Source organism: Paenibacillus sp. FSL R5-0744, from assembly GCF_037972555.1.
GTDB lineage: Bacteria > Bacillota > Bacilli > Paenibacillales > Paenibacillaceae > Paenibacillus_AQ.
Genome location: NZ_CP150228.1, coordinates 4,144,385 through 4,168,378 on the forward strand (window position 1 = coordinate 4,144,385; position 23,994 = coordinate 4,168,378).

The following is a 23,994-nucleotide window of genomic DNA, read 5'->3' on the forward strand; positions in this document are numbered from 1 at the left end:
TAGGGTTCATCATAACTTCCCGGTCATGCCTAGGATGACCGGGAAGTTTTTCAAAATATGAGAATGTATAAGCTTCACAAATTATTCGCTAGCAGCCCATGTATCGTATGCTTGTTGATACGTTGATTCGAGCTTCTCATACCCCATTTTTTTCATTTGAGCGATATATTTGTCCCAATTGGATAATGGCTCTGCGCCTGTAACGAATTTCGCTTCCATTTCCTTCACGTATTTATCCAAATCGGAACGGAGTGTTTTGATTTCCGTCTGTTGGTCTACCGTCAGGAATACCGATGGGAAGGGAGTCTTTGCAATAGGTGTAAGCTTTGTAGCTGTTTCTTTGTCAATCCAGTCATCAAAGCTAGTACGAAGACCTAAAACATAGCTGTTCTCATAGGAACCTGGTGTATTAATCCCGTAGTTTGGCGTGATTGTACCGCGGTATTCTTCACGATCCGTACCATCTGGAACTGGCAGCCATTCTTTCTCGCCTGTTGCTTTATCTTTGTATTTAAATAACGTACCTTCAGGTCCATACGCCCAGAAGGAATACCCTTCTTCGCTAAATTGGTAATCAATCCAGCGCATACTTGCTTCCGGGTTCGGGTTCGTGTTTGAAATCGCGAAACCGCCAATGGTGTTAATACCAGGATGCTTGCCGTATACAGGTGTTCCAGCAATATCACTAGATACAGGCTGCATCATCGGGTTATCTTCACTCGGTTCACCACCAAGCGTGAAGTATGGGAAATAATCGGAGAATAAGGCCACTTGATTGTTTTTCCCTTTTGCTTTCTTCTGCTCATCGGTTTGAGAGAATGTTTCATGATCCAGCAAATCCTCGTTCCATAAGCGATTCAAGAAGGTTAAATATTCTTTGTAGGCTGGTTCAGCTTGTGGAAAGTGTACTTTATTCTCCTTATCTACGTAGATATCCTCGTTATACATCCCCCAGAATCCGAGGAAGAACATCCGTAAATCATCTAATTTCACAGAGGATAGAGGAACCTCATCGTCTTTACCGTTTCCGTTCGCATCTTCCTCTTTAACCTTCTTCAAATAGTTGTATAGCTCTTCTGTTGTCTGCGGTAATTTGTTTTCCATGCCGAACTTCTTCAAGAACTTCCCGTTATACCACATCGGTCCACGATACCATACCGCAGATGGCTGAATATTGCGTAGTGCATAGATATGTCCATCTGGTGTTGTCATTGATTTGCGAATATCCGGATTTGCATCGAGAATTTTTTTTAAATTAGGTGCGTAGCCCTCATCAATGTATTTTTCTAAAGGCAGCAACAATCCTTGACTTCCGTAGGTAACTTGATCCGATCCTTTTAGATCCGCCGCATAGAAAATATCGGGAAGCGTACCGCTTGCAAATACCAAATTCTTTTTCGTCTCAAAGCTGTCTTGTGGGGCGTTTTGAATCTTTAACTTAATATTCGTCATCTTCTCGTATTCCTGAATAACAGGCATCTTGTTCCAATCCTGACGTCCTATATCCGGTGCCATAATGGATAGCTCAATCGGTTTATCCACGATAGGAAAGCCCGTCTTATGAACCTCTGTGGCTGTGTCTGAGCCTTCTGTGCTTGCTGTCCCCTTATCGCTACTTGATCCACATGCAGTAAGAATAGACATTGACATGGAAAGAACTAACAACATGAGTCCAGCTTTACGATAAATCGTCATACAAAAACCTCCCCTTTGTTATTTGTATCTTAAGATCAACCCTTAACAGAGCCAATCATGACACCTTGCACGAAATAACGCTGTAAGAATGGATAGACAACAATAATCGGAAGCGTAGATACGATAATGACCCCATACTTCACAAGTGAAGCAATTTCTGCCTTGTTGTTCTGGGCTGCTGCAGCTGTCGCATCGATAATGCCACCTACTTGAGATTGCATTTCCTGAAGCACGAGAATCTGACGAAGCACAAGCTGCAATGGATACTTCGCATCATCATTCAGGTAGATCATGGCGCCGAAATAGCTGTTCCAATGCCCTACCCCGTAGAATAAGGCCATAACTGCGATAATTGGCATCGATAACGGGAGAACAATCCGCAGGAATAAGCGAATATTCGTCGCGCCATCGATTTGAGCCGCATCTTGTAGCTCAGCTGGAATGGAGTTCGCGAAGAAGGTACGAGAGACAATAATATTCCAGATTGACGCTGCGCCAGGAAGTACTAGTGCCCACATCGTGTTGACCATGCCTAGCCCTTTTACCAACATGTATGTAGGGACGAGACCCCCTCCAATGAACATCGTTACCATGAACATCCCCATGAAAAACCCACGACCTACAAAGTCCTTACGACTGAGTGCATATGCCGCTGGCATCGTAACGACCAAGTTAATCGTTGTGCCTAGCAATGTATACAAAATCGTATTTCCATACCCCGTCCAAATCTTCGAGTTCTGAAATACAATTTCATACCCCTTAAAGGTAATACCTTTTGGAAGAAGCCACATTTCACCGGAAGCAACCATCTTCGGATCACTGATAGATGCGCTAATAATATATAAGATGGGATATGCGACTAACAACAATGCAATTGTCACATACGTATAGGTGCAAATTAGAAATATTCGATCTCGCTTAGATAGCTTTATACCTGATACCATAAATTCCAACCTCCTTCTACCATAGACTGTTCTCGCTCGTACGGCGGACAATTTGATTCACCGTAATAAGCAGGATGCAATTCACAATGGAGTTAAATAAACCAACAGCTGTTGAGAAGCTATATTGCGCATCGACAAGACCAGATCGATAGACAAAGGTTGAAATCACGTCAGAGCTTGACATATTCAATGAATTTTGCAGAAGTAATATTTTCTCAAAACCTACACTTAACAAGCCACCCATATTTAGAATTAATAGAATGGTCATGGTCGGTATAAGCGTTGGAATATTGATGTGGCGAACACGCTGGAAGCGAGAGGCTCCGTCAATAATTGCCGCTTCATGCAAGCCTGGGTCTACTCCCGAGAGTGCCGCCAAATAAATAATCGTCCCCCACCCCGCACTCTGCCACACGCCTGAGAATACATACATCGTCTTAAACCAACCAGGGCTTGTCAGAAACTGCGGTGCACTAAAGCCTAAGCTTTCAATGGCATGAATAATCATTCCGTTCGATGGAGACAAGAAGGTAATAATCATCCCCGCCATAACAACGACAGAAATGAAATGAGGAGCATAAGTAACGGTCTGAACAAGTCGCTTGAAGAAGCCATCCTTCACTTCGTTAAACGCAAGCGCCAGAATAATTGGGATTGGGAATCCAATGGCTAATTCATACAAGCTAATACTAAGCGTGTTCCACAGCAAATCCCAGAAATAATACGAGTTAAAAAATCGAATGAAATGATCAAAGCCTACCCACTCACTGCCAAAATAGCCTTTTGACGGTATGTAATTCTTAAAAGCAATCTGAATCCCATACATCGGTCCATAGCTGAAAACGAGGAAGTAAAAAAATGCGGGTGCGATAAAAATGTAAAGCTCCCAATTCTGCCAAATCTTCTTCCATGTCTCGTTTCTGGCCTTACGCTTTTCTTTCGGTTCTGAATTCACAGTTCGCATGTGTACGCTTTCCGTTTCATGCATCGCGACATCCCCTCCTTGTAGGTAATGATGAGAACACTCAGATCATCGAGTGAGCATCATTATCTGGTGCATTGTTATCTATCGCATTGTTGTTAGCGCTTACATTTACAATATAAACAATTGACCCAATCGTAAATATGTCATTCTCGCTTGTCAAAAATTACGTGTTGTAGTGCGGGAATAACCGCGTCACAACGCTATGTGGGCATCATGACAGTATGTCATTCTTGTGCTTTCTCGTTGATCATTTCGTTGTATTACCATGCTCACCTGCACACAGGGCAATGTATGTAAATCTCCACAACATGTGTTTTTTTTGCGTAGTACAACTCAATTCACACATAATCTAACGTTTGTTGACTAATAAATCATGTTTGTTATCTGGATGATAATCGCATTGCTCTTATACAATGAACTTGCGTAAAGCGGTTTCAAGAGCGTGTGAATTTACAAATGACTTACATGAAGGAGTGAACGAGATGAGCGCAAAACCTGAACAACTGAAGCGTAGAAAGCGCTTTACTTGGAGGAAACAAGATTTTGAATTAACACTATTAGCCATTCCCACAACGATTTGGTACATTCTGTTTTGTTACTTACCCATGTTCGGCATTATCATCGCTTTCAAGCAGTTCAAAATTTCTGGGGGCTTTATTAGCAATGTAGTAAATAGTCCTTGGGTCGGTTTTAAAAACTTCGAATTTTTATTTAAATCCAATGATGCCTGGATTATTATCCGCAATACGATTGGGTATAACATCATTTTTATTATTACGGGCATCGTACTCCCAGTGTTGTTCGCGATCATGATTGGATTACTCCATAATCGCAAAGCCAGCAAAGTGTATCAAACGATGATGTTCCTCCCTTATTTCCTCTCTTGGGTCGTCATCTCTGCAGTCGGTTGGGCATTCTTCAGCTTTGACAAAGGGATCCTGAATCAATTTCTCGGCAACATCGGACATGATCCCGTGAATTGGTACATGCAGCCTGAGTATTGGCCTTACATTCTCGTTCTATTAAATATATGGAAAGGAATCGGCTATGGCATGATTATCTATCTCGCTACCATTACAGCGATCGATAGTTCGTATTATGAAGCCGCTGTCATTGATGGAGCCTCAATTTGGCAACAGACTCGCTTCATCACACTACCTTTACTCAAACTGGTGATCGTGATGATGTTCATCCTGTCGGTCGGACGGATATTCTATACCGACTTCGGTCTCTTCTTCCAGGTCACGCGTGATTCTAACTCCTTATATAATGTGGCCACGACCGTTGATGTCCTCGTCTATAAGCAACTGAAAAGCGCAACGATCGGTATGGCATCTGCTGCTGCATTTGTTCAATCCGTTTTGGGATGTATTACGATTCTGTCCGCCAACTGGATTGTGAAGAAGATTGATCCAGATAGCGCAATGATTTAGGAGGTAAGAACATGGCAACAAAAACCTATGAATCCGGGCTTGATAAGTTTAATCGAACAAGTAAAGGAATTAACATCCTATTTAACTCCATTTTTCTGGTCATCGCACTTGCCTGTGTTGTGCCCGTTATCGTCGTATTATCGATTTCATTAACCAATGAATCTTATATCCGAGAAGTTGGCTACAGTATCTTTCCAGCCGATTTTTCTTTTGAAGCTTACAGTTTTATTGCTAAGCAAGGAACGATGATTCTACGTGCTCTAGGCACCTCGACCCTTGTCACTGTAGTAGGTACTGTACTTGGCGTCCTTCTTACAACATCGATGGGTTATGTTATTTCACGCCCGTCATACAAGTTAAAAAGCTTTCTGACTTGGATCGTATTCATTCCGATGGTTTTCAATGGTGGTCTCGTATCCAGTTATTTCATCAATGCAAACTTACTAGGGCTGAAGGATAGTTTCTGGGCTCTGATCTTACCGCTTGCAGTCTCATCCTTTAACGTCATTATTTGTAAAACCTTTTTCACAAGCACGATTCCAGATGGTGTAATCGAATCGGCAGAAATTGATGGTGCTAATCAAATTAGGATCTTCTTCTCGATCATATTGCCTATATCGCTACCTGTTCTCGCAACGATAGGATTGTTCCTATGCTTCAACTATTGGAACGACTGGTTCCAATCCATGTTGTATATTGATAACCCGAATCTCTACTCGTTACAGGCGTTGCTTAACAATCTAATGACCAATGCCGATGCACTTGCCAGAAATGCTTCAAGTATGGGCGTTAGTTCTGCAGAGCTCATCGCGAAAATGCCTAAAGAGTCCGCGCGTATGGCGGTCGCCATCCTCATCATCTTGCCTGTTGCTTGTGCATATCCATTCTTCCAGAGATATTTCATTTCTGGTCTGACAGTCGGCGCAGTCAAAGGCTAAATTACGAAGTAAGCCAAATTTATACTGGTTTATGATATAGCAAACAACCAATCCATAGGGGGAGTTAAAGTGAAGAAAATCTTCAAGATTGCCTCAACACTCTGTATTCTGACATTAATGGGATCCGCCTTAGCAGCATGCGGTAGTTCCAACAACTCGGCTTCATCGACGAATGAACCATCAAACAACTCTACATCAACAGAAGCAGCAGGTAAAAAGGATATTCCGACCCTGGTATGGTGGCAGATCGGTAATACGCCACTTCCTGCGAACTTTAGTAAAGCAATTGACAAGATGAATGAATATACTGCGGAGAAAATCGGGGTAAAAGTCGATCTTCGTGTGGCCAGCTGGGGCGAATGGGATACGAAGATGAACACCATTGTGAACACAGGTGAGCCGTTCGACATGATGTTCACGAATAACACGAAGTACAGTAAACAAGTCGCGATGGGAGCTCTTACGGACATCACGGATTTAGTCCAAAGCGAAGCCCCTGATCTGTACAAATCCATTCCGTCCGAAGTATGGGATGGCACAAAAATTGGCGGGAAATACTACGCAGTACCAACCTATAAAGACTCATCTGTTTCTCAATATTGGAGCTATGATGACAAGCTCGTACAGAAATACAACATCGATTACCAGAACATTACATCGATGCAAGATTTAGATAAGCCACTTCATGATATAAAAGCTGGTGAAGGAAAAAGCTTCTACCCACTACGACTTATTCAAAGTGAAGCCTTCTCCGGAATGTTCAATAACTATGATGATTTAACGCTAGGATTCTTCCCTGTAGGTGTAAAAGTAGATGATCCTTCTCGCAAGGTGATCTCTGTTTTCGAACAGCCTGATGTCATGGCAAATTTGAAATTGCTTCATAAATGGTATCAGGATGGAATCATCAACCCAGATGCTCCAACCAAAACAGAAAAAGAAAAATATAACCCATTTGGTACGCAACAAGCCTTCCCAGGTGCAGAGATCGCGATGCAAATCAATGCGGGCGTAGAAAAATTTGTTATGAACAAAACATTTGGTCCTCTTTATACGACAAGTACAATTCAAGGCTCCTTAAACGCAATCTCTGCGAATTCCAAGTACAAAAATGAAGCTTTGAAATATCTGCAATTAGTAAACACAGATTCAAAGCTCCGTAATATGCTAGCATTTGGTGAAGAAGGCGTTGATTTCAAATATGTAGATGGTAAAGATAACGTTATCGAGCGCACATCGGATACATGGCCGCTAGCTGCTTACTCACAAGGTACCTTCTTCAATATGGCTATAACCAAAGGCGCACCTGAAGATCAATGGGACCAAGTGAAGAAATTAAATGAACAAGCTGTAGCCTCCACTGTTCTAGGCTTCGCACTCGATATCAGCGAAATTCAGACAGAAGTTGCGAACGCACAATCTACATTTGATAAATATAAATACGAATTGCTAACAGGTGCTTCTGACCCAGAGAAGATTGTACCAAAAATGTTAGACGAATTGAAAAAAGCCGGACTGGATAAAATAATTCAAAAAGCGCAGGAAGAAATCGATAATTATTTCAAGTAAGCCATACACCAATACGACACATGGTATAGTTTGACAACTATACCATGTGCTTTTGTTGTAGAATAGGCAAGTTGTAATTGATTATATAGATCTTTTTGTACTATATTCAATTACAACCAACATGTATTGAGGTGCCACATGAATACGTTTCTACGCATTAAAATTTATCGTAGTAAATTTTGGACCTATGTGATATTCATTCTGTTAATCGGACTGACGTTAGGAGCACTAACCAGTGCCATCGTCATCAATCAGTCCGTTGGTAATGCCCGCATCGAGGCTGCAAATGCCTTTTCTCGCACAGAGAACAACTTACAGAATGACGCAGATCGTATTGAAGCTTATATGCAGCGTATTTATTCAAATCAAGATTTGATGAACGATGCTAGCTATTTTCTAAGTCCAACCATTGATGAGTATCTTACTAAACGATTAAAGAACAGTACATTCAATCAACGACCGCTTATCTCTTTTCCTGAAGATGTGAAAACTTATCTGTACAATTGGGCGCAAGGAGATATTACACAAATTAGTGTTCATACAGTGAAGCAAGGCAATGTTATAGACTTTAATAGTAATGGCATTCCCCACTTCCAGTTTGGTCTATCCAATGATGATCTTATGTTTACTGAGAATAATCAACGGGGGTTTGTATATCGCAAAAAATTGCTTCAGCTTGCGGAGGGTTCCGCCGAAATTCGCTTTCAAATTAGCAGTGAGCGAATTTTTAGCATCGTTAATAATTATCAGCTTGGCCATGCAGCAGCGATTAATGAATCAGGAGAAGTGTATCTGATTGGCAACGACAATACAATGTCTGAGCAGATCATTCAGCAGGCCATTGCCAATAAAAATACGCATGGTGTAATACTAAAAAACTGGATGTCTCCCATTTTCTATGTCACTTTTCCATCTACCAAATTTAATTATAAGTTTGTTAGCACCATTGAATTAAAGGTATTGGTTCAGCAGCATGCGTCTACGCTTATTTTATTATTTCTAGTTATTTTAACAGCCATGACCTGTGTTCTTTTACTCGTTGTCTATAACCTGCGAGATGACGCACGATTCCTGCACCGTATTATTCAGTCTATAAAACGCGTGAAGACAGCGAACTTCACTCCAAACAAACCTGCACGCTATCGTCGAAATGAATATGGTATGATTGCACGTGAAGTGGATGACATGATTCACAAGTTAGATAAACATATTCGTAATGAATATTTGCTAAAATTGAAACAGCAAGAAGCTGAAATGAAAGCGCTACAGCATCAAATTAATCCTCATTTTCTATATAACACCTTGGAGGTCATTCGTTCTACCGCATTAGTCAATCAAGATGCGCATACAGCCGATGCGATTGCTACCTTAGGTGCCCTTTATCGTGAAATGGTAAAAAAAGAGAACATTATCTCTATTGGAAGCGAGTTAGAGCTACTCGAAAAATATTTAAAAATTATGGAGTTCAAGTATCCTGACCACTTTTATTACCAAATTGATATGGAAGATTCGTTACTCGATGTACCCACCATTAAATTTTGGATGCAGCCTTTGGCGGAGAACTTTTTCATTCATGGCTTTGACAAAGAGAAAGAATTTAATTTATTTGTCGTCAAGGGTAGCGAAGATGAGCATTACTACAGATTGGAATTTATTGATAACGGGGTGTGGATTGAGGAAGAACGCTTAGCCGATATACGACGAATACTGTCTAGTAAACATGAAATATCGACCAAGAGTATTGGTTTATATAATGTTTATGCAAGATTAAGCTTTTACTATGATGAAGGTTTTTCAATGCACATTGAGAACAATGATGAAGCAGGCGTAAGGATTTCTGTACAGATTTCTAAAGAGGTGACTAGAGATGTACAAACTTTTAATCGTTGATGACGAGCCACAAATTTTAGAAGGTATGAAACGAATTCTAGATTGGAAGCACTATGGATTTGATTATGTCGAAACCTGTGTTTCGACGGATGCTGCTGTATCCAGAGCCGTACAATTAATTCCTGATATCGCTATTTTTGATGTATGTATTGGTAAAAATCTTGGTTATGATGCCATTCGACAACTCAATGAAGTTCAACTTCCTACGAAATATATAATTATGAGCGGGTATAGTGATTTTAGCTACGCTCAACAGGCTATCCGATGTGGGGTCAAAGATTATTTATTAAAGCCATTAGAGAAAGAAAAGCTCCAGCAAGTTATCGAGAAAATAATTGTTGACGATCTTCATGGTAGCATTGGGGATCCACAGACGAGCACTGCCCACTTGGATCCAGTCATGGGTGTTCCTTACGATTCGTTATCGAAGCTAGTAAATCGTATTTTGCTCATGGTCAGAGAAGATTTCAATCAGAATATTACATTAAAATCTGTCGCCGATCGTTTTCAAATGAATAGCACCTATCTCGGGCAATTGTTCATTAAAGAAACGAATATGAAGCTTTCCGAATATTTAATGCTGTATCGCATGCAACGTGCTAAAGAGCTTATCCAGACCACGAATGAGAAAATCCATTGGATCGCATGTTCAGTCGGATATAATAACATGAATTATTTCTACACACATTTCCATAGCTATTACGGAAAATCTCCTTCCGATCTGCGCTAAAAAAGTTAGACAACGATTTGCTACCAAGAACGAGTCAAGGAGATGCATGTCATGTATAAACGTTGGTTTATCTTTGGCCTTTTTCTATTACTAATCATTCAATTAATCGGTTGCACCAAACATACAGAGGCTCCAATATCTAATAATGAAACGCCCGTTAACCTTATTTATTATACGATCGGCGAGCCGGACAATGATCTACGTAAGGTGAATGACAAAATAAATGAAGTCCTTTTGCGTAAAATCGGCATTACGATCACCTATAACAAAATTGGCTGGCAAGAATACGATAGCCGATTAAATACAATTATTTCATCCGATACCCCCTTTGATATTGCATTTGCGCCGGATTACTCTACGTATGCAAAACAGGGAAAGTGGTTGAAGCTGAATGACTATTTAATGAACCAAGGCAAGGACATGTATAATGCAATTGATCCAATCTTCTGGAAAGGTGTCCGTTTACCTGATGGCAGCATTTACGGCATACCGACGAATAAAGAATTAGCCGTAGTTGAGCATTGGATGTATCCCGCTGATCTTGTAAAGAAATATCACATTGATATTACGAAATACAACACGCTAGAATCGCTAGAGCCACTGTTACGTATGATTCAAATAAATGAGCCCGATTACTTGCCCATGGAATTTAACCGGGATGCTCATAATTTCTTTAAGATGTATGGATATGAATATATAACGAACTATAAAATTCCATTAATGATTCAATCGACACAATCAAATGCTTCGATCGTCAATATTTTCGAAACGGATGAAGCCAAACAAATTTTAAAGACCGTTCGACGATACTATCAACTTGGTTTCATTAATAAAGATGCTGCGCTGCGTGAACCAAGTTCACTTCAACGCGGGTTGAAAGTTTTCTGGAAATCCGCAAGCGGAGGCCCGCTATCCGAGAGTGTTTGGAGTAAGGATCTGGGCTATCAAGTGGTCGCTCATCCGGTAACACAAGAAGTGGCAACGACAGAATCCGTTCTTGGTGGCATGATGACTGTAAATGCAAATACGAAGCATCCGGAGGAAAGTATTAAATTTCTAAATTTATTAAATACCGATCCCGAATTACGTAATTTATTCAACTATGGGATCGAAGGAGTCCATTACAATTTAAACAAAGTGGGCCAGGTTGTCCTCGTTTCACCAAATTATACTGGGATACAGTATACACAAGGCAATTGGTTTATCTTAAAAACACTTGGTGGAAAATATCCTGATCCGCTAGATAAATGGGAACAATACAGAGCGTACAATGCTAAAGTGGTAGAATCTAAAGTACTCGGCTTTAATCCAGACCTTTCCTCGCTATCTGAGCAAGTCGATGAGATCGAAATCGTCTGGAATAAATATTATCCGATTCTCATGACCGGCAGCGTCGATGTAGATACCTTTCTGCCCAAATTCAATCAAGAGTTGCACGAAGCAGGTATCGACGACGTACGCAAAGCCATTCAAGCGCAGTTAAATACTTGGCAGGAGCATCATTCCAATTAAGTTTTATCCTTTCATAGTTTCATGTAAAAACCCCATGAAGTGCTTCATGGGGTTTTTACACATACATATTCATCAAATACTCTACGGATACAAGACCATTCCACCATCAGCAAATATCGTAACTCCCGTCACATAGCTTGCTTCTTGAGACAGTAACCAAGCTACAGGTGCAGCAATTTGTTCCGGTGTTCCAATTTGACGTGAAGGAATTTTGTTCAATATTTGTTCAGTAATCTGCGGATCACTGAGTAATTTACCGTTCATAGGCGTATCAATCGCTCCAGGAGCAACGGCATTAATCCGAATTCCTCGATCGGCATATTCACGTGCTAATGATTCAGTTAGTAGCTTTAACCCACCTTTGGACGAAGCATAATGTACATATTGAGGCTTAGGAATCTGTTGATGCACGCTCGATACATTCACAATACTTCCCTGCATATCTTTCTTCAGGAGATATTTAATCGTTTCTTGGCACCCTAGGAATGTTCCGCGCAGATTCACATCCATGATCCGATTCCACTCATCTATAGGTAATTGCTCCGATGGATATTGAGACTGTACCCCTGCATTATTAACAATTCCATGTAATGTTCCGAAATGACCTACCGCCACATCAACTAATTTATTGGCGGTATCCACTTGTCCTACATCACCTTGGCACGCAACAGCTTGCCCGCCTGAGGCTTCAATGAGCGCAATCGCTTCCTCGGCTAAAGCTTTACTTTGATCACTCGTAAAATTGATAACGACTTTACATTTTTCTTTGCCCAAGCGAAGCGCGATCCCTCTACCAATGCCTTGCGCTGCACCTGTGACAATAAATACCTTTCCCTGTAAATCGTCAAACATAGGAACATCTCCTTACACTACGTCGTATGACTTCCATTCATCGAGCTACTCCATGATAATTTCAATGCAAATGACTTTGTCTGCTGCGCCTTGATCACAATGGCTTCACCACGTTGGATCGATTCCTGTAACCCCGCTTCATGTGAAGCCGAATTTGGTTCTACACCCATGACATAACAGGCCCCGTAGAATGGATAGTCTTGAAGACCATTAAATTCTTGCCACAACCACAGGTTTGGCATCGTGTCTACATCCCATTCTACACGAACACGTAAATCCATTTTATCATTTATAATCGTATAGCATCCCATCGTCAACTCTTTTAGAATCGCAAAATCTGTAGCCTTTCCTGAAGGGACATGTCCTAGATCACAACCCATCTCTTCGATCGGCCATGAAAATACACCTTTTTTCAAACGAGATAATTCCGAATCCCGCTCATACGATTCGACCGATCTCGCAGGTGCTTCAAGCCGTGTTCCAGGTCCAATGAATGGCGCACCGAACGCGATATGCTGTCCCCATTCGGCATACAAAGCTTGCTGCCCCTGATTCGTAACGGATTCCTTCAACTCAATGCACTGCTCTACTTCGTCTATCGTTACAATTCGCTCCATCGCAAAAGGTGATTTATAAAGTAGTGTGGAGAATATAATCTGAACCTTTGTATCCATTACTTCTCCGAGCTTATATGTCCAGGGTACCTGACAAGCCTCGCCGTGAAAATTATGCATAACTCCATAGTTATAGCTATCATCCCCTGCATTGGGGAATAAAATTTGCCAGCCCCCCGGGTAGCTTTGTAACCAGCGCTCCTTGGACGTATGACAGAAATCGATGCGATTCCCTTGCTTGGAGATTCCCCAAGGGCTTTCCCATAATATATTCGTACGATCAATACATATTTTATAGATATCTCCACCTTTCTCTGGCAGAAACTCTACGATTAATCCGTCTCCCACGACCTGTAACACGTCCATGTGACCAGGGTTTGAAATCGTTCGAATGTCCATATTACAGGATCCCGAACTTCTCAAATACCTCGGATACTTTCATCCCCTTCAAAATATGCTCACGAACCATATTCTCTCCGTTCACCTTCTCGAATGCTTTTGCAATGACTTCATCCTCGACATCCTTCGGAACGACAACAATACCATCTATATCTCCGAAAATAAGATCACCTGGCTGTATCTGTACGTCACCAATTTTGATCGGTACATCAAAATCAATCACCTCATTGCGGGCATAAGAATCGGTTGGACGCGTCCCTTTTACAAACACAGGGAAGCCTAGTTGTTTGATTTTCTTTACATCACGGCACAGGCCATCAATAACAGCACCTCTACCTCCAGCCACCATCGTAGCTGCGGACATTAACTCACCGAAGAAGGCAGAGCGCTCGGAACCCCCGACATCACCAACAAAAACTTCACCAGGCTGCATACCATCTAGCACTTCAATTTGCTTTTTATAGGCTTGAGCCGGTTTTCGATAGACGTCTGCTACTTGGACTGTTTTGGCGTAACCGCATACGACCATATCCGGGTCTAGGGGACGAATATGCTGTGGTAATGCCTGATTACGTAGCTCTAGACTATCCAAAATATCAGATATGACGGCAGAATATAGTTTTTCTTGCAATTGATCTAAATAGGCTTGATTTTTCATAAGATTCATCCCTTTACTATAATATTTATGCTCTTATTCTTGTTCAACTTGACGCATAATGGCACGCATATAACCTAACGCATACGCCATCCCCGCATGCCAAGGCGCATCACAAGTCATTAGTGGCGTATGGTCGGGTATAAGTACACCTGTAAACTGATGCTTCTTCAATACACGTAATGCTTTCAACATATCAATATCACCTTCATCGATAAAAACCTCTGTGTAATGAGGCACCTTCCCTTTAACATTACGAAAATGAACATATGAAATTTTATCCTGTGAAGCATATTGATCAATTGCTTCATACACATCTCCACTCACCATTTCTTGAATAGAGCCCATACAGAACTCAATCGAATTACTTTGGCTAGGAACAAGGTCTATCATTTTCTGATATTTATCAGGCTCATTCACTAATCGAGCATGCTGACGAATTTGCGGCATCGGCGGATCATCTGGATGTAATGCTAATTTAACCCCAGCTTCTTCCGCAACAGGTAGAACACGTTCTAGAAAATAGGCCAAACGATCCCATATTTCTTGCTCCGAGGTTGGTGGGAGATATCCCTTATCTAACAAACTCGCGTCATACGTCATATTCCATACCTGACCCAGTGGGATTGGATGATTTAACTCATTGCTGTCAGGATGAAACGTCGATGTTAGCGCTCCTCCTCGTGCAGATGGCTTTTGAATATGTCCCCACACACCAGCAATACTGAAGTTATATCCAATTACAGGAATCCCTGCTCGACCTACATTCCGGATGATCTGCTTAATCTGTTCAATTTGTTCGTCTCGTTTTGGGCCAGCAAGTAACACATCATACCAATCCGATGGATTAAAATTTTCAATCGCTGCGAATTCAAGTCCTTCTTGATTGAGCTCTTCTTTTAATTTCACAAGATTCTCATATTCCCAGATTGGGTCATTTAAGCGTGCTACACCATAATTTCGTTGCCCATCTGTTGAAGGAAGTCCCTCATCATCAATATCTCCATAATAATTTACGAGATGGACAACAACCGCCTCACAGCCTGCCTGTTTCGCAAATCGATAATAATCTGTATGTAACATATGACGATATAAACCAATACCTAATCGCATTTCTTTTGCTCCTTTACATGCTTGGTTAGATCATCCAATCTAAAATCTGAAATATCAGTATAAACAAGCATAAACGACTACATCGTCCTTTTAAGAGCGAGTAGCGTTTGTGCAGGAAATACCAGTCAGTTTAGATAGCCCCACCATTTTCTTCTATTAGAAACATCATGTGTTTCTTACTCTTCTCCAAGTGCGACACGAGTAAATGAGTCGCTTGTTCCAGGCGATCTTGCTTTATTTCCTCAATAATCTGCTCGTGCTCTAGCAAACCTTCATTAGATCGATCGAAGTTCTGGAAATGAAATATACGTGAAATATACAGAAAGCTATTTAAGAGCTCATATTGTTTTAGAATTAACTGATTATGGCTCATCGTCACAATAGCTTTATGAAACAGAACATCTGCTTCTAGAAATTGTTCATACAAAAATTGGGGACTATTCAGATGGGTACTTGCACGCTCCACAAACTCTGTTAATTTCGTAACAAGATGCTCACGATCTTCCTGCGATAGGTGTTCTATGCACCATTTCTCAATCATGATGCGAGCATCCATCACTTCAGCGATTCGCCCACTCGTTAATTGACTCACATAGGTACCTGACCGTGATACGACTTCAATAAGTCCATCATTCGCCAATCGATGGATCGCAAGCTTCACAGGAGTTTTACTAACCCCCATCTTCTCACTTAAATCATTGAGATCCAGTCGTGCACCACCTTTATATTCCCGCGTAAGGATTTGATTCTTCAAAATTTGGTACACTTGCTCATTTAAATCTAGTCGTTCAATTTTTACATTCATAGGACAACTCCAATTGATTCAAGTTCAAACTGAAATATCAGATATTAGATTTAAGTTCATTATAAGATGCATCTTACAGAAATTCAATACTTAATTGCAGACTTTCGAATGTGTGCGCCATGCCTTCGGCGTTACACCAATTAATTTCTTGAAGACCGTCGCGAAATGTTGGCTCGTCTTAAACCCAAGCTCCATAGCAACATCCGTTATGCTCACCTTCGATTCCTCTAACATACGACAAGCACAGTCCATTCGAATCCGATCCATAAACGCTGTTGGTGATTGTCCGTTCATTTCACGAAATATACGGTAAAAGTGCGACTCACTTAAACCAATCTCCGACGCAAGCTGTCCTATCGTATAGCGTTCAGATGGATTCTGTTCCAGTCTTGTCTTAAGCTCCAGCGTATACGCGTGCATATCATGCGACTGCGCTTTGAGTGGAGTGTTATGCAAAATGCGTTGTAGAATTTCCAGAACTCCATGACGAATCTGAAATTCCACAAGCTCTGTATCCTGCTGGTTAATTAACTGTTGGACCCTTTTGAAATAATCTACGATTTCCTTGCTAACCAACTGAATACGAGGACAGCGATGTATCCATTGTGCAAATATTTGGCGTTCAGCATCATCCAGTCCGAACCAATGACCATGCTGCAGCGGATCACGAACGATGATCCACCAGATCCTACATGGCCCAATATAATCAAAACTAGCACGGTGACGTTCACCAGGTCGTGTATAAATGATATGCTGTGCGCTCGTTGGGTGAAATTGACCATTAACTTCCCACACTGCGGTTCCTTGCTCCATATATACAAACTCATAAGCATCTTCGTGCACGTGATTTGTCAAAGGCATGGCTCTACTGAAATGGTCGTATCCCAGAAGGATCAGATCTTTAACATGGGCTGCAGGACCCTCTTCCCAATCGATTAAATATACCCAGCGTTCACTCTTTATAGCGTCTGTCATCGTATACACGCTGCCTCTCTTCTGATCACATTAGCTTACTCCGAATCGTATATTTGCTCATTTATGTTTCTGATCCTATTAGATACAAATTGAAAAGTCAAATGATATAAATTGTTTTAAACTGAAAGCGTAAACACGAATAAGGAGTGATAAACGTGCCACACAGCACACCACAGATCCATGTTGTATTCAAGACACATTTAGATATCGGATATACCGATCTCGCTAAACATGTTACTGATCGTTATATGAAACTATTTTTCCCAAGTGCAATCACAACAGCACAGTACTTTGATGAACATCCTGATCAAGGTTCTTTTATTTGGACAACGGGTTCTTGGTTAATTCATCACTTACTCAAACATGGAACAACCGAGGAGAAACAGCAAGTAGAGGAAGCTATTGCAAAAGGCTATTTAAGATGGCATGGCCTCCCTTTCACGACCTATACCGAATTATACGATGCCGAGCTTCTAGATTACGGTATTCAAATGGCCACACGTCTTGACCAACGCTTTGGTATCCACACCATTGCAGCCAAAATGACGGATGTCCCTGGTCATACACGTGCGCTGATTACACATATGGCCAAGGCGGGTATGAAGTATCTTCATTTAGGTGTAAACCCATCAAGCCATGTTCCTCATGTTCCTGAGATGTTTTTGTGGAGAAATCCAGATGGTTCTGAAATCGTCGTTCAATATAGTAAAGATTATGGAACAACCTTCGAAACAGAAGGCTTGAATGATGTTTTATACTTTGCTCATACGCATGATAATCATGGTCCTTCCACCGTTGAACAAATTAAAGCGGAATTCACTCAACTTCGTGAGGCCTATCCACATGCGGATATCAGAGCATCCACGTTGGATCAATATGCGGAGAAGGTATGGGCCATTCGTGATACGTTACCGATCGTCGAAGAAGAGATTGGGGATAGCTGGATCCATGGATCTTCGACTGATCCCTACAAATTAGCTTGTTATCGTGAACTACTTCGCTTAAAGAGTAAATGGCTACTAGAAGGATCTCTTGCTGCAGCCGACGAGGAATATCACAACTTCTGCGATGAATTAATTATGATTCCTGAGCATACGTGGGGTGTAGATATTAAGCGTTATCTGGCAGATTACATTCATTATGATAAGGAAGATTTTCAGCAAGCACGAGCTCGAGACAAGGTTGATGTGAACTTAAACCCACTTGAATATCGTTTTTACGAAAAAAATTCACGCGCTGAAATGATCGAGATGTTCGGCGTGGAAGCCGTGGAGAAGCTTAGTGCCCGCTCATTTAGTCTCATGGAGCAGTCTTGGCAAGAGCAAAGGGAATATTTAGAAAATGCCGTATCTACTCTGGGCGTAAAACGTCAGATCGAAGCACGAGCTGCTCTAGCCGCATTACGACCGGTTCGTCCACAGATTGCTAATGCGGATGCGACAATCCTGTACACGGATCAATCCTATACTTTAGGAGACTTTGAGGTCGTGTTTGAGGATAACGGTTCTATTATCAGTTTGCTAGACCAACGTAATCGAGAGTGGGCTGGGCCGAACAACCCGATCGGATTATTCTCATATGAGACTTTCTCCCAAGCGGATTATGATCGTTGGTACCGTGAATATCACGTGCGATGGAAAGATACGCATGTATGGGCAACCGGAGATTTCGGGAAACCAGGTATGGATCTGACGAAAGAATGGATAATGCATAACGTGACGAAACCCAAACTATTATCCTTGCAAGCATTATGTGGAGAAGAACAGGATGTTGTCCTTGCTACGTTAAAGATGCCTAGAGCAGCTAGTGAAGGAATGGGTGCTCCACGAGAGTTGACCATCGAATATATATTTAAGAAGCACACTGCTACCGTAGAATGTAAGCTTCAATGGTTCCATAAGGATGCATATCGCCTCCCAGAAGCAGCATGGATGAGCTTCAATCCGATCGTCAATAATCCAAATCAATGGAAGCTTGATAAAATCGGACAACTCACTTCCCCACTAGACGTTGTTAAAGGGGGAAATCGCAATCTGCATGCGGTAGATCAGGGCATGTATTATGCGGCAGCGGACGGTCAAGTGGATATCACGACATTAGATGCCGCGCTCGTATCTCCTGGAGAACCACGGCTTGTGCAATTTGATCATACATTCGCTTCACTTACTGGAGGAATGCATGTCAATTTACACAACAATGTCTGGGGTACAAATTTCCAGGCTTGGTACGAAGAAGATGCGTTATTTCGCTTCAAGCTGAAATTCCAATCTCATCTTTAATCATAAAATACCTGAGAGGAGCTTTACAATGAACACCCACAAACCATGGAAAATTTACGTCATTCAACATTCCCATACGGATGTTGGCTATACAGAACGTCAAGAGAAAATCCGGCAATATCATGTCAATTACATTCGGCAAGCGTTACAAATTGTACGTGACATAGAAAGCGGTGCTCGCCTAGATTGGAAGGGCTACAAATGGGTATGCGAAACGTTCTGGCCTGTTGAATCCTTCCTCTTAAAAGCGACACCAACAGAAAAAGAAGAATTCGCGCAAGCGGTACAAAAAGGCTATATCGGTCTATCTGGAACCTATCTCAATTTCGGCGAGCAATTAAATCAAGAGATGCTCTCCGTCATGATTCAACGGATTACTGACTATGGTCAATCGATTCAATTCCCCGTACGTTCTGCTATGACTGCAGACATCACTGGCTTTGGTTGGGGATATAGTCAAGTCTTGGCCGATGCTGGTATCGAGAATTTAATAACCTGTATTCATACACATCACTCCATGTTTCCATTATGGAAGAAACAAATTCCATTCTGGTGGGAAACACCAAAAGGTGATCGAATTCTAACGTGGAGTGGCGAGCATTATATGTTCGGAAATGACCTCGGCTTGATTCCTGGTATAGGAGGTTCCTATACCATTCGTGATGAGCATGACGTGCGAAAAGGCGTGTCCTTGGAAGTCGCTGAAGCGCGGTTTGATCGATATTTAGAGCAATTAGTTGAAGATGGCTATACCTTCCCGTTAGTACCTGTCATGGTATCTGGGCTCCCTACAGATAATGGCTCACCGAATGCCGCATTAATGGATTTTGTAAACCATTGGAATGCGTTGCATGGTGATCGGATCTTGATTCAACCAGCGACACTGGATGATTTCTTTACAGATTTAAGAGCATATGCGAACGAGCATCCGGATGAGATCGAGACCTTTCGAGGAGATTGGCCGGATTGGTGGACAGATGGCTCAGCTACTACTCCGATGCATGTTCAGATCTTCCGAGAGGCGCAACGCGTGTACACGAAAGTGAAGCAATTAGATCCTACCCGTGAGATTGTTGACCAAGAGCGGCTTGAGGCGATTGAATACGAGTTGGCTTTATTTGCTGAACATACATGGGGATACCATTCCTCTGTGACAGAACCTTGGAACCCATTCGTACAAGAGCTGGGCTGTCGTAAAGAAGCTTATGCCGCCAATGCGAGTGCACTTGCCCATACCGCATTATACGATATCCTTGAGGCACAAGGAGATGCACTATTAGGACCAGATCGTCCTATGAAATTTGAGTTGCATAACCCAAATAACTTTGTCCAAACCGATTATGCCCAATTAATTATGGAGGGCTGGTACATTACAGAGCTGAAAAAAGGTTTTGAAGTACTCGATGAAGTGACTGGAACTGTCTATGAAGCACAAATGGTGACGGCACACCGCGGGGTCATCATTACCATTCCAGTAACCTTGCAGCCGAATCAAAAGGTCCAATTGACGATCAAGGCAATCGAAGCGCATCCACCTGTAACAGCGTATCGCACCGATTATGTTGGATCCGATCGCATGCTGGATATTATTCCACCTGTTCCACCGAAGCTACATGTGACACCGAAATTTATCGAGTCACCTTTCGTTCGGATCGAATGGGAACTTGGGGCAGGGATTACGAAATGGGTCGACAAAAGCAGTCAACAAGATTTACTACGGTCTGATCGGAAACACAATGCATTCTCCCCTGTCTACAACGTAACACAAGCACCTAATGAATTTGGCATGTATGATGTACGTCGTAAGATGGGACGAAATCGTAGAGGCGCTGATGCGATAACCTCTGTCGGAGCATTAGTTGATGTCAATATCGTTGAAAAGGGTGCCCTTTATGGAAAAGTTCAATTGACCTATCGCGTGAATGGTTGCAGTCACTATTCCTTACTCGTCACCGTATACGGTGATCGCGCACGTGCTGATGTAGCCGTACGCATACATAAGGAAAGTGTATGGGATCCAGAAAATGTGTACATTTCACTTCCGTTTGGGAGTGCTCCCGCTGCTGGGCAAGATGCGCTGTGGATAGAAAAGACAGGCGCAGCCTTACGTCCACGAATTGATCAATTGCCTGGATCCTTAGCAGATTTCTATTGTGTCGATGAAGGTGTAGCTTTTGTCCGTGACACACATGGTGTTGCCATTGCGATGCCAGATACACCTCTCATCCAACTCGGCTCCTTAGACTATGAGGATCGACTATTGAGCGGACACCCTGGACTCGTGCATGATCCAGCCCATCTCTATTCATGGCCCATGAATAATTATTGGGAAACGAACTTTAAGGCGACACTAGGTGGATTCTATGAATTCCGTTACTACATCGCTTGGGGGGATGAGCTTAATACGTCAGAAGTAGCATTAGAGGCTTGTAAGAGTATGAACGCGGGTATCCTTGCATGGAGAACAAGTAAGTAAGAGAATAATCATATTATCAGTTAGACGAATCACAAAGTCTTCCTCGAGAAGTACGGATTGAATAAGATTTGGAAGCATTTTAGACTTTCACATGAGGTCGCCTCTTTCTGTTACAGAGTCATTTGATGGTACAAATGATTCCACAAAAAAAGGCGTCCTTTTTGCTATGCTGTGATGTAATTTATTGGTTAATCAGCAGGGATGTTTTTAAAGGGTTAAGGATCCTGCCCGGAGCTTGTCTTAACCATTCCTATTTATTGACTTTTTGTTGTTCTAATCTTTGCTCTTCTTCTTTAATTTGACTTATATCAATTCGTTCAAACAATAATTGCAAATCAGTTACCTGTTGATAAGGGGGAACCGAGCGGGGCTTCCAATTCGGTAGTTCAAGCGATAGGAATCCCCTGATCTTCTCACAAGAAAACGGTAGAAACGGATGCAGCAAATTCGCCAAATTAGCTATAATCTGCACGCATGTATATATTGTAGAACCACAGGACTCCTGATCTTCTTTTACCTGAATCCAAGGTTTTTGCCGATCAAAATACTGATTTGCCTTACGTACATAAAAGAAAATATACTCGAGCGCATCCTTCAAATCTCCCGCTTCAATTAGGCGTCCTGACTCCAGATACAAGAGGTCAATGTTGTCGCTCCACCCCTTATCTAACTTTCCACTTGGCACGATCCCTTCATAAAACTTCTCTACAAAAGCCAATGAGCGATTCACAAAGTTACCAAATGCTCCAAGTAGCTCACCATTATGACTATAAATAAACTCTCTCCAGGAAAAATCCGTATCCCGCTTCTCAGGCCCGTTGGCAATTAAGAAATAACGAATAGAGTCAGGATGATACCGCTCTAGAATATCAGGTACCCAGACTGCCCAATTACGGCTAGTGGAGAACTTCTGCCCTTCAAGGGTTAAATATTCGCTGGATATAATCCGATCCGGTAAATGTAGTTCTCTTGCTCCTAATAAGACGGCTGGCCATATCAGGGTGTGAAAAGGAATATTATCTTTACCATGGACATAATAAGCGGTGATGTCCTCTTGTTCCTCTGACCAAAAATCCTCCCAGCTCCGCCCAGACTGTGCAGCCCACTGCTTACTGGCTGATAAATAACCACTTACCGCCTCAATCCAAACATAAATCTTCTTGTCTTCAAATCCAGCTATAGGAACATCTACACCCCAAGATAAGTCTCTTGTTACCGCGCGGTCCAGCAGTTCTTCTTTTAAATAACGTTTGGTCAGTTTTATAGCGTTTTCTCTCCAAAATTGTGCTTCCTCTACATATTCCGTTAATTCAGATTGAAATTTAGATAAGCTAAGATAAAAATGTTCTGTCGGTCGTTCTGACGGTGTATTCCCACATAATTTACAGACTCTGTCCAATAAATCGGCAGGGTCTAGAATCGTAGAACAATAATCGCATTGATCTCCACGCGCCCGCTGGCCACATACTGGACAAGTCCCTTCCACGTATCTGTCTGGCAAAAAGCGCTGATCCACCTCACAGTAACATTGCGCAATGGTTTTTTTATATAAATGACCATTCTCTAGTAACTTCGCAAACAACTCTTGCACAACCTTATGATGCTGCTGTTGATCCGTTCGAGTATAAAGATCATAACTAAATCCCAGCTGTTCAAAACACTGCAGAAACTCTTCGTGGTATCGACTGGCAAAAGCTTCGGGTGTGATCCCTTCATTAGCAGCCTGAACCGCTACAGGTGTGCCATGACAATCGCTGCCTGACACATATAAAACGTTATCCCCCTTGCTGCGAAAATAGCGTGCCAGCACATCCCCAGGCAACACACTTGATAATCTTCCAAGATGTAAAGATCCATTCGCATACGGCCAAGCACCACCAATAAACACATTACTCATTAACCTTCTCCTCCTTTTTTTAGACAACAAAAAAACTCCCATCCACAAAGGACGAGAGTTCTACTCACGTGTTACCACCTAATTTTATAAATGCCTCATGACATTTACCTCTTCAGGTACGACGTTAATAAACGTTTATACCCTAGCACTATAACGGATGCAGGTTCCGGCGCAGCCTACAACCCAAAAGGTTTCGATGCGCAGCTCTGAGACCATATTCCCAAGGTTTTTCT

Annotated in this window: 18 protein-coding genes and 1 other annotated feature (1 of these 19 running past the window's edge); of the genes, 8 read left to right on the plus strand and 10 right to left on the minus strand. The window is 41.9% G+C overall.

Annotated features, from left to right (window positions below; all coding sequences use genetic code 11):
* Window positions 1-81 precede the first annotated feature (81 nt).
* From MKY19_RS18225 to MKY19_RS18235, 3 genes are read right to left on the minus strand one after another with little or no spacing between them, the layout of a single operon-like run.
* Entirely contained in the window at window positions 82-1,695 is a 1,614-nt protein-coding gene (locus MKY19_RS18225; protein WP_076286256.1) for an extracellular solute-binding protein, read from the minus strand.
* 35 nt (window positions 1,696-1,730) lie between these two features.
* Complete coding sequence (locus MKY19_RS18230) at window positions 1,731-2,639, minus strand: carbohydrate ABC transporter permease (protein ID WP_076286257.1); 909 nt, start codon at window positions 2,637-2,639, stop codon at window positions 1,731-1,733.
* A gap of 16 nt (window positions 2,640-2,655) precedes the next feature.
* A complete protein-coding gene (locus MKY19_RS18235) occupies window positions 2,656-3,603 on the minus strand; it encodes an ABC transporter permease subunit (RefSeq protein WP_339804384.1) in 948 nt (315 codons plus the stop codon).
* A gap of 503 nt (window positions 3,604-4,106) precedes the next feature.
* On the opposite strand from MKY19_RS18235, the gene MKY19_RS18240 reads away from it, so the two are divergent.
* From MKY19_RS18240 to MKY19_RS18265, 6 genes are all read left to right on the plus strand, one after another.
* Window positions 4,107-5,057, plus strand: coding sequence for an ABC transporter permease subunit (locus MKY19_RS18240; RefSeq protein WP_076286258.1), 951 nt, complete (start codon window positions 4,107-4,109; stop codon window positions 5,055-5,057).
* An 11-nt stretch (window positions 5,058-5,068) separates the two neighbouring features.
* Window positions 5,069-5,995 carry a carbohydrate ABC transporter permease gene (locus MKY19_RS18245; RefSeq protein WP_339796683.1) on the plus strand — a complete coding sequence of 309 codons (927 nt, stop codon included), beginning with the start codon at window positions 5,069-5,071 and terminating at the stop codon, window positions 5,993-5,995.
* A gap of 69 nt (window positions 5,996-6,064) precedes the next feature.
* Window positions 6,065-7,564, plus strand: a complete 1,500-nt coding sequence (locus tag MKY19_RS18250) for an ABC transporter substrate-binding protein (protein ID WP_076286260.1) — start codon at window positions 6,065-6,067, stop codon at window positions 7,562-7,564.
* A gap of 138 nt (window positions 7,565-7,702) precedes the next feature.
* A complete protein-coding gene (locus MKY19_RS18255; RefSeq protein WP_076286261.1) occupies window positions 7,703-9,454 on the plus strand; it encodes a histidine kinase in 1,752 nt (583 codons plus the stop codon).
* A complete protein-coding gene (locus MKY19_RS18260) occupies window positions 9,432-10,184 on the plus strand; it encodes a response regulator (protein ID WP_076286262.1) in 753 nt (250 codons plus the stop codon). Before MKY19_RS18255 ends, MKY19_RS18260 begins: the two co-directional genes overlap by 23 nt.
* Window positions 10,185-10,235: 51 nt before the next feature.
* Window positions 10,236-11,696 carry an ABC transporter substrate-binding protein gene (locus MKY19_RS18265; protein WP_339796687.1) on the plus strand — a complete coding sequence of 487 codons (1,461 nt, stop codon included), beginning with the start codon at window positions 10,236-10,238 and terminating at the stop codon, window positions 11,694-11,696.
* 81 nt (window positions 11,697-11,777) lie between these two features.
* Here MKY19_RS18265 and MKY19_RS18270 read toward each other — a convergent pair whose 3' ends face one another.
* The 6 genes from MKY19_RS18270 to MKY19_RS18295 form a co-directional block, all read right to left on the minus strand.
* Entirely contained in the window at window positions 11,778-12,548 is a 771-nt protein-coding gene (locus tag MKY19_RS18270; RefSeq protein WP_076286264.1) for a glucose 1-dehydrogenase, read from the minus strand.
* A 17-nt stretch (window positions 12,549-12,565) separates the two neighbouring features.
* Window positions 12,566-13,528: a DUF4432 family protein gene (locus MKY19_RS18275; RefSeq protein WP_339796689.1), complete on the minus strand. Its 963-nt coding sequence runs from the start codon at window positions 13,526-13,528 to the stop codon at window positions 12,566-12,568.
* A gap of 34 nt (window positions 13,529-13,562) precedes the next feature.
* Window positions 13,563-14,219, minus strand: a complete 657-nt coding sequence (locus tag MKY19_RS18280; RefSeq protein WP_339796691.1) for an RraA family protein — start codon at window positions 14,217-14,219, stop codon at window positions 13,563-13,565.
* 33 nt (window positions 14,220-14,252) lie between these two features.
* Complete coding sequence (locus tag MKY19_RS18285) at window positions 14,253-15,329, minus strand: mannonate dehydratase (protein WP_339796693.1); 1,077 nt, start codon at window positions 15,327-15,329, stop codon at window positions 14,253-14,255.
* Between the two features lie 130 nt (window positions 15,330-15,459).
* Window positions 15,460-16,134 carry a GntR family transcriptional regulator gene (locus MKY19_RS18290; RefSeq protein WP_339265568.1) on the minus strand — a complete coding sequence of 225 codons (675 nt, stop codon included), beginning with the start codon at window positions 16,132-16,134 and terminating at the stop codon, window positions 15,460-15,462.
* A 90-nt stretch (window positions 16,135-16,224) separates the two neighbouring features.
* Window positions 16,225-17,109 (minus strand): AraC family transcriptional regulator, encoded by an 885-nt coding sequence (locus MKY19_RS18295; RefSeq protein ID WP_339796697.1) that lies wholly within the window; start codon window positions 17,107-17,109, stop codon window positions 16,225-16,227.
* Window positions 17,110-17,264: 155 nt separating this feature from the next.
* On the opposite strand from MKY19_RS18295, the gene MKY19_RS18300 reads away from it, so the two are divergent.
* Both MKY19_RS18300 and MKY19_RS18305 read left to right on the plus strand, forming a co-directional pair.
* Window positions 17,265-19,388, plus strand: coding sequence for a DUF5054 domain-containing protein (locus MKY19_RS18300; RefSeq protein WP_339796700.1), 2,124 nt, complete (start codon window positions 17,265-17,267; stop codon window positions 19,386-19,388).
* Between the two features lie 28 nt (window positions 19,389-19,416).
* Complete coding sequence (locus MKY19_RS18305; protein WP_339796703.1) at window positions 19,417-21,864, plus strand: glycoside hydrolase; 2,448 nt, start codon at window positions 19,417-19,419, stop codon at window positions 21,862-21,864.
* Window positions 21,865-22,114: 250 nt separating this feature from the next.
* Here MKY19_RS18305 and metG read toward each other — a convergent pair whose 3' ends face one another.
* Entirely contained in the window at window positions 22,115-23,761 is a 1,647-nt protein-coding gene (gene metG / locus MKY19_RS18310; RefSeq protein ID WP_339796706.1) for a methionine--tRNA ligase, read from the minus strand.
* Between the two features lie 44 nt (window positions 23,762-23,805).
* Window positions 23,806-23,994: a binding site (T-box leader), on the minus strand (it continues 73 nt past the right edge of the window).

Excerpts from the sequence above, each read along its gene's own strand:
- MKY19_RS18225 (WP_076286256.1), bottom strand. The coding sequence starts at position 1,695 with ATGACGATTTATCGTAAAGCTGGACTCATGTTGTTAGTTCTTTCCATG.
- MKY19_RS18230 (WP_076286257.1), bottom strand. The coding sequence starts at position 2,639 with ATGGTATCAGGTATAAAGCTATCTAAGCGAGATCGAATATTTCTAATT.
- MKY19_RS18235 (WP_339804384.1), bottom strand. The coding sequence starts at position 3,603 with ATGCGAACTGTGAATTCAGAACCGAAAGAAAAGCGTAAGGCCAGAAAC.
- MKY19_RS18240 (WP_076286258.1), top strand. The coding sequence starts at position 4,107 with ATGAGCGCAAAACCTGAACAACTGAAGCGTAGAAAGCGCTTTACTTGG.
- MKY19_RS18245 (WP_339796683.1), top strand. The coding sequence starts at position 5,069 with ATGGCAACAAAAACCTATGAATCCGGGCTTGATAAGTTTAATCGAACA.
- MKY19_RS18255 (WP_076286261.1), top strand. The coding sequence starts at position 7,703 with ATGAATACGTTTCTACGCATTAAAATTTATCGTAGTAAATTTTGGACC.
- MKY19_RS18260 (WP_076286262.1), top strand. The coding sequence starts at position 9,432 with ATGTACAAACTTTTAATCGTTGATGACGAGCCACAAATTTTAGAAGGT.
- MKY19_RS18265 (WP_339796687.1), top strand. The coding sequence starts at position 10,236 with ATGTATAAACGTTGGTTTATCTTTGGCCTTTTTCTATTACTAATCATT.
- MKY19_RS18270 (WP_076286264.1), bottom strand. The coding sequence starts at position 12,548 with ATGTTTGACGATTTACAGGGAAAGGTATTTATTGTCACAGGTGCAGCG.
- MKY19_RS18275 (WP_339796689.1), bottom strand. The coding sequence starts at position 13,528 with ATGGACGTGTTACAGGTCGTGGGAGACGGATTAATCGTAGAGTTTCTG.
- MKY19_RS18280 (WP_339796691.1), bottom strand. The coding sequence starts at position 14,219 with ATGAAAAATCAAGCCTATTTAGATCAATTGCAAGAAAAACTATATTCT.
- MKY19_RS18285 (WP_339796693.1), bottom strand. The coding sequence starts at position 15,329 with ATGCGATTAGGTATTGGTTTATATCGTCATATGTTACATACAGATTAT.
- MKY19_RS18290 (WP_339265568.1), bottom strand. The coding sequence starts at position 16,134 with ATGAATGTAAAAATTGAACGACTAGATTTAAATGAGCAAGTGTACCAA.
- MKY19_RS18295 (WP_339796697.1), bottom strand. The coding sequence starts at position 17,109 with ATGACAGACGCTATAAAGAGTGAACGCTGGGTATATTTAATCGATTGG.
- MKY19_RS18305 (WP_339796703.1), top strand. The coding sequence starts at position 19,417 with ATGAACACCCACAAACCATGGAAAATTTACGTCATTCAACATTCCCAT.
- metG (WP_339796706.1), bottom strand. The coding sequence starts at position 23,761 with ATGAGTAATGTGTTTATTGGTGGTGCTTGGCCGTATGCGAATGGATCT.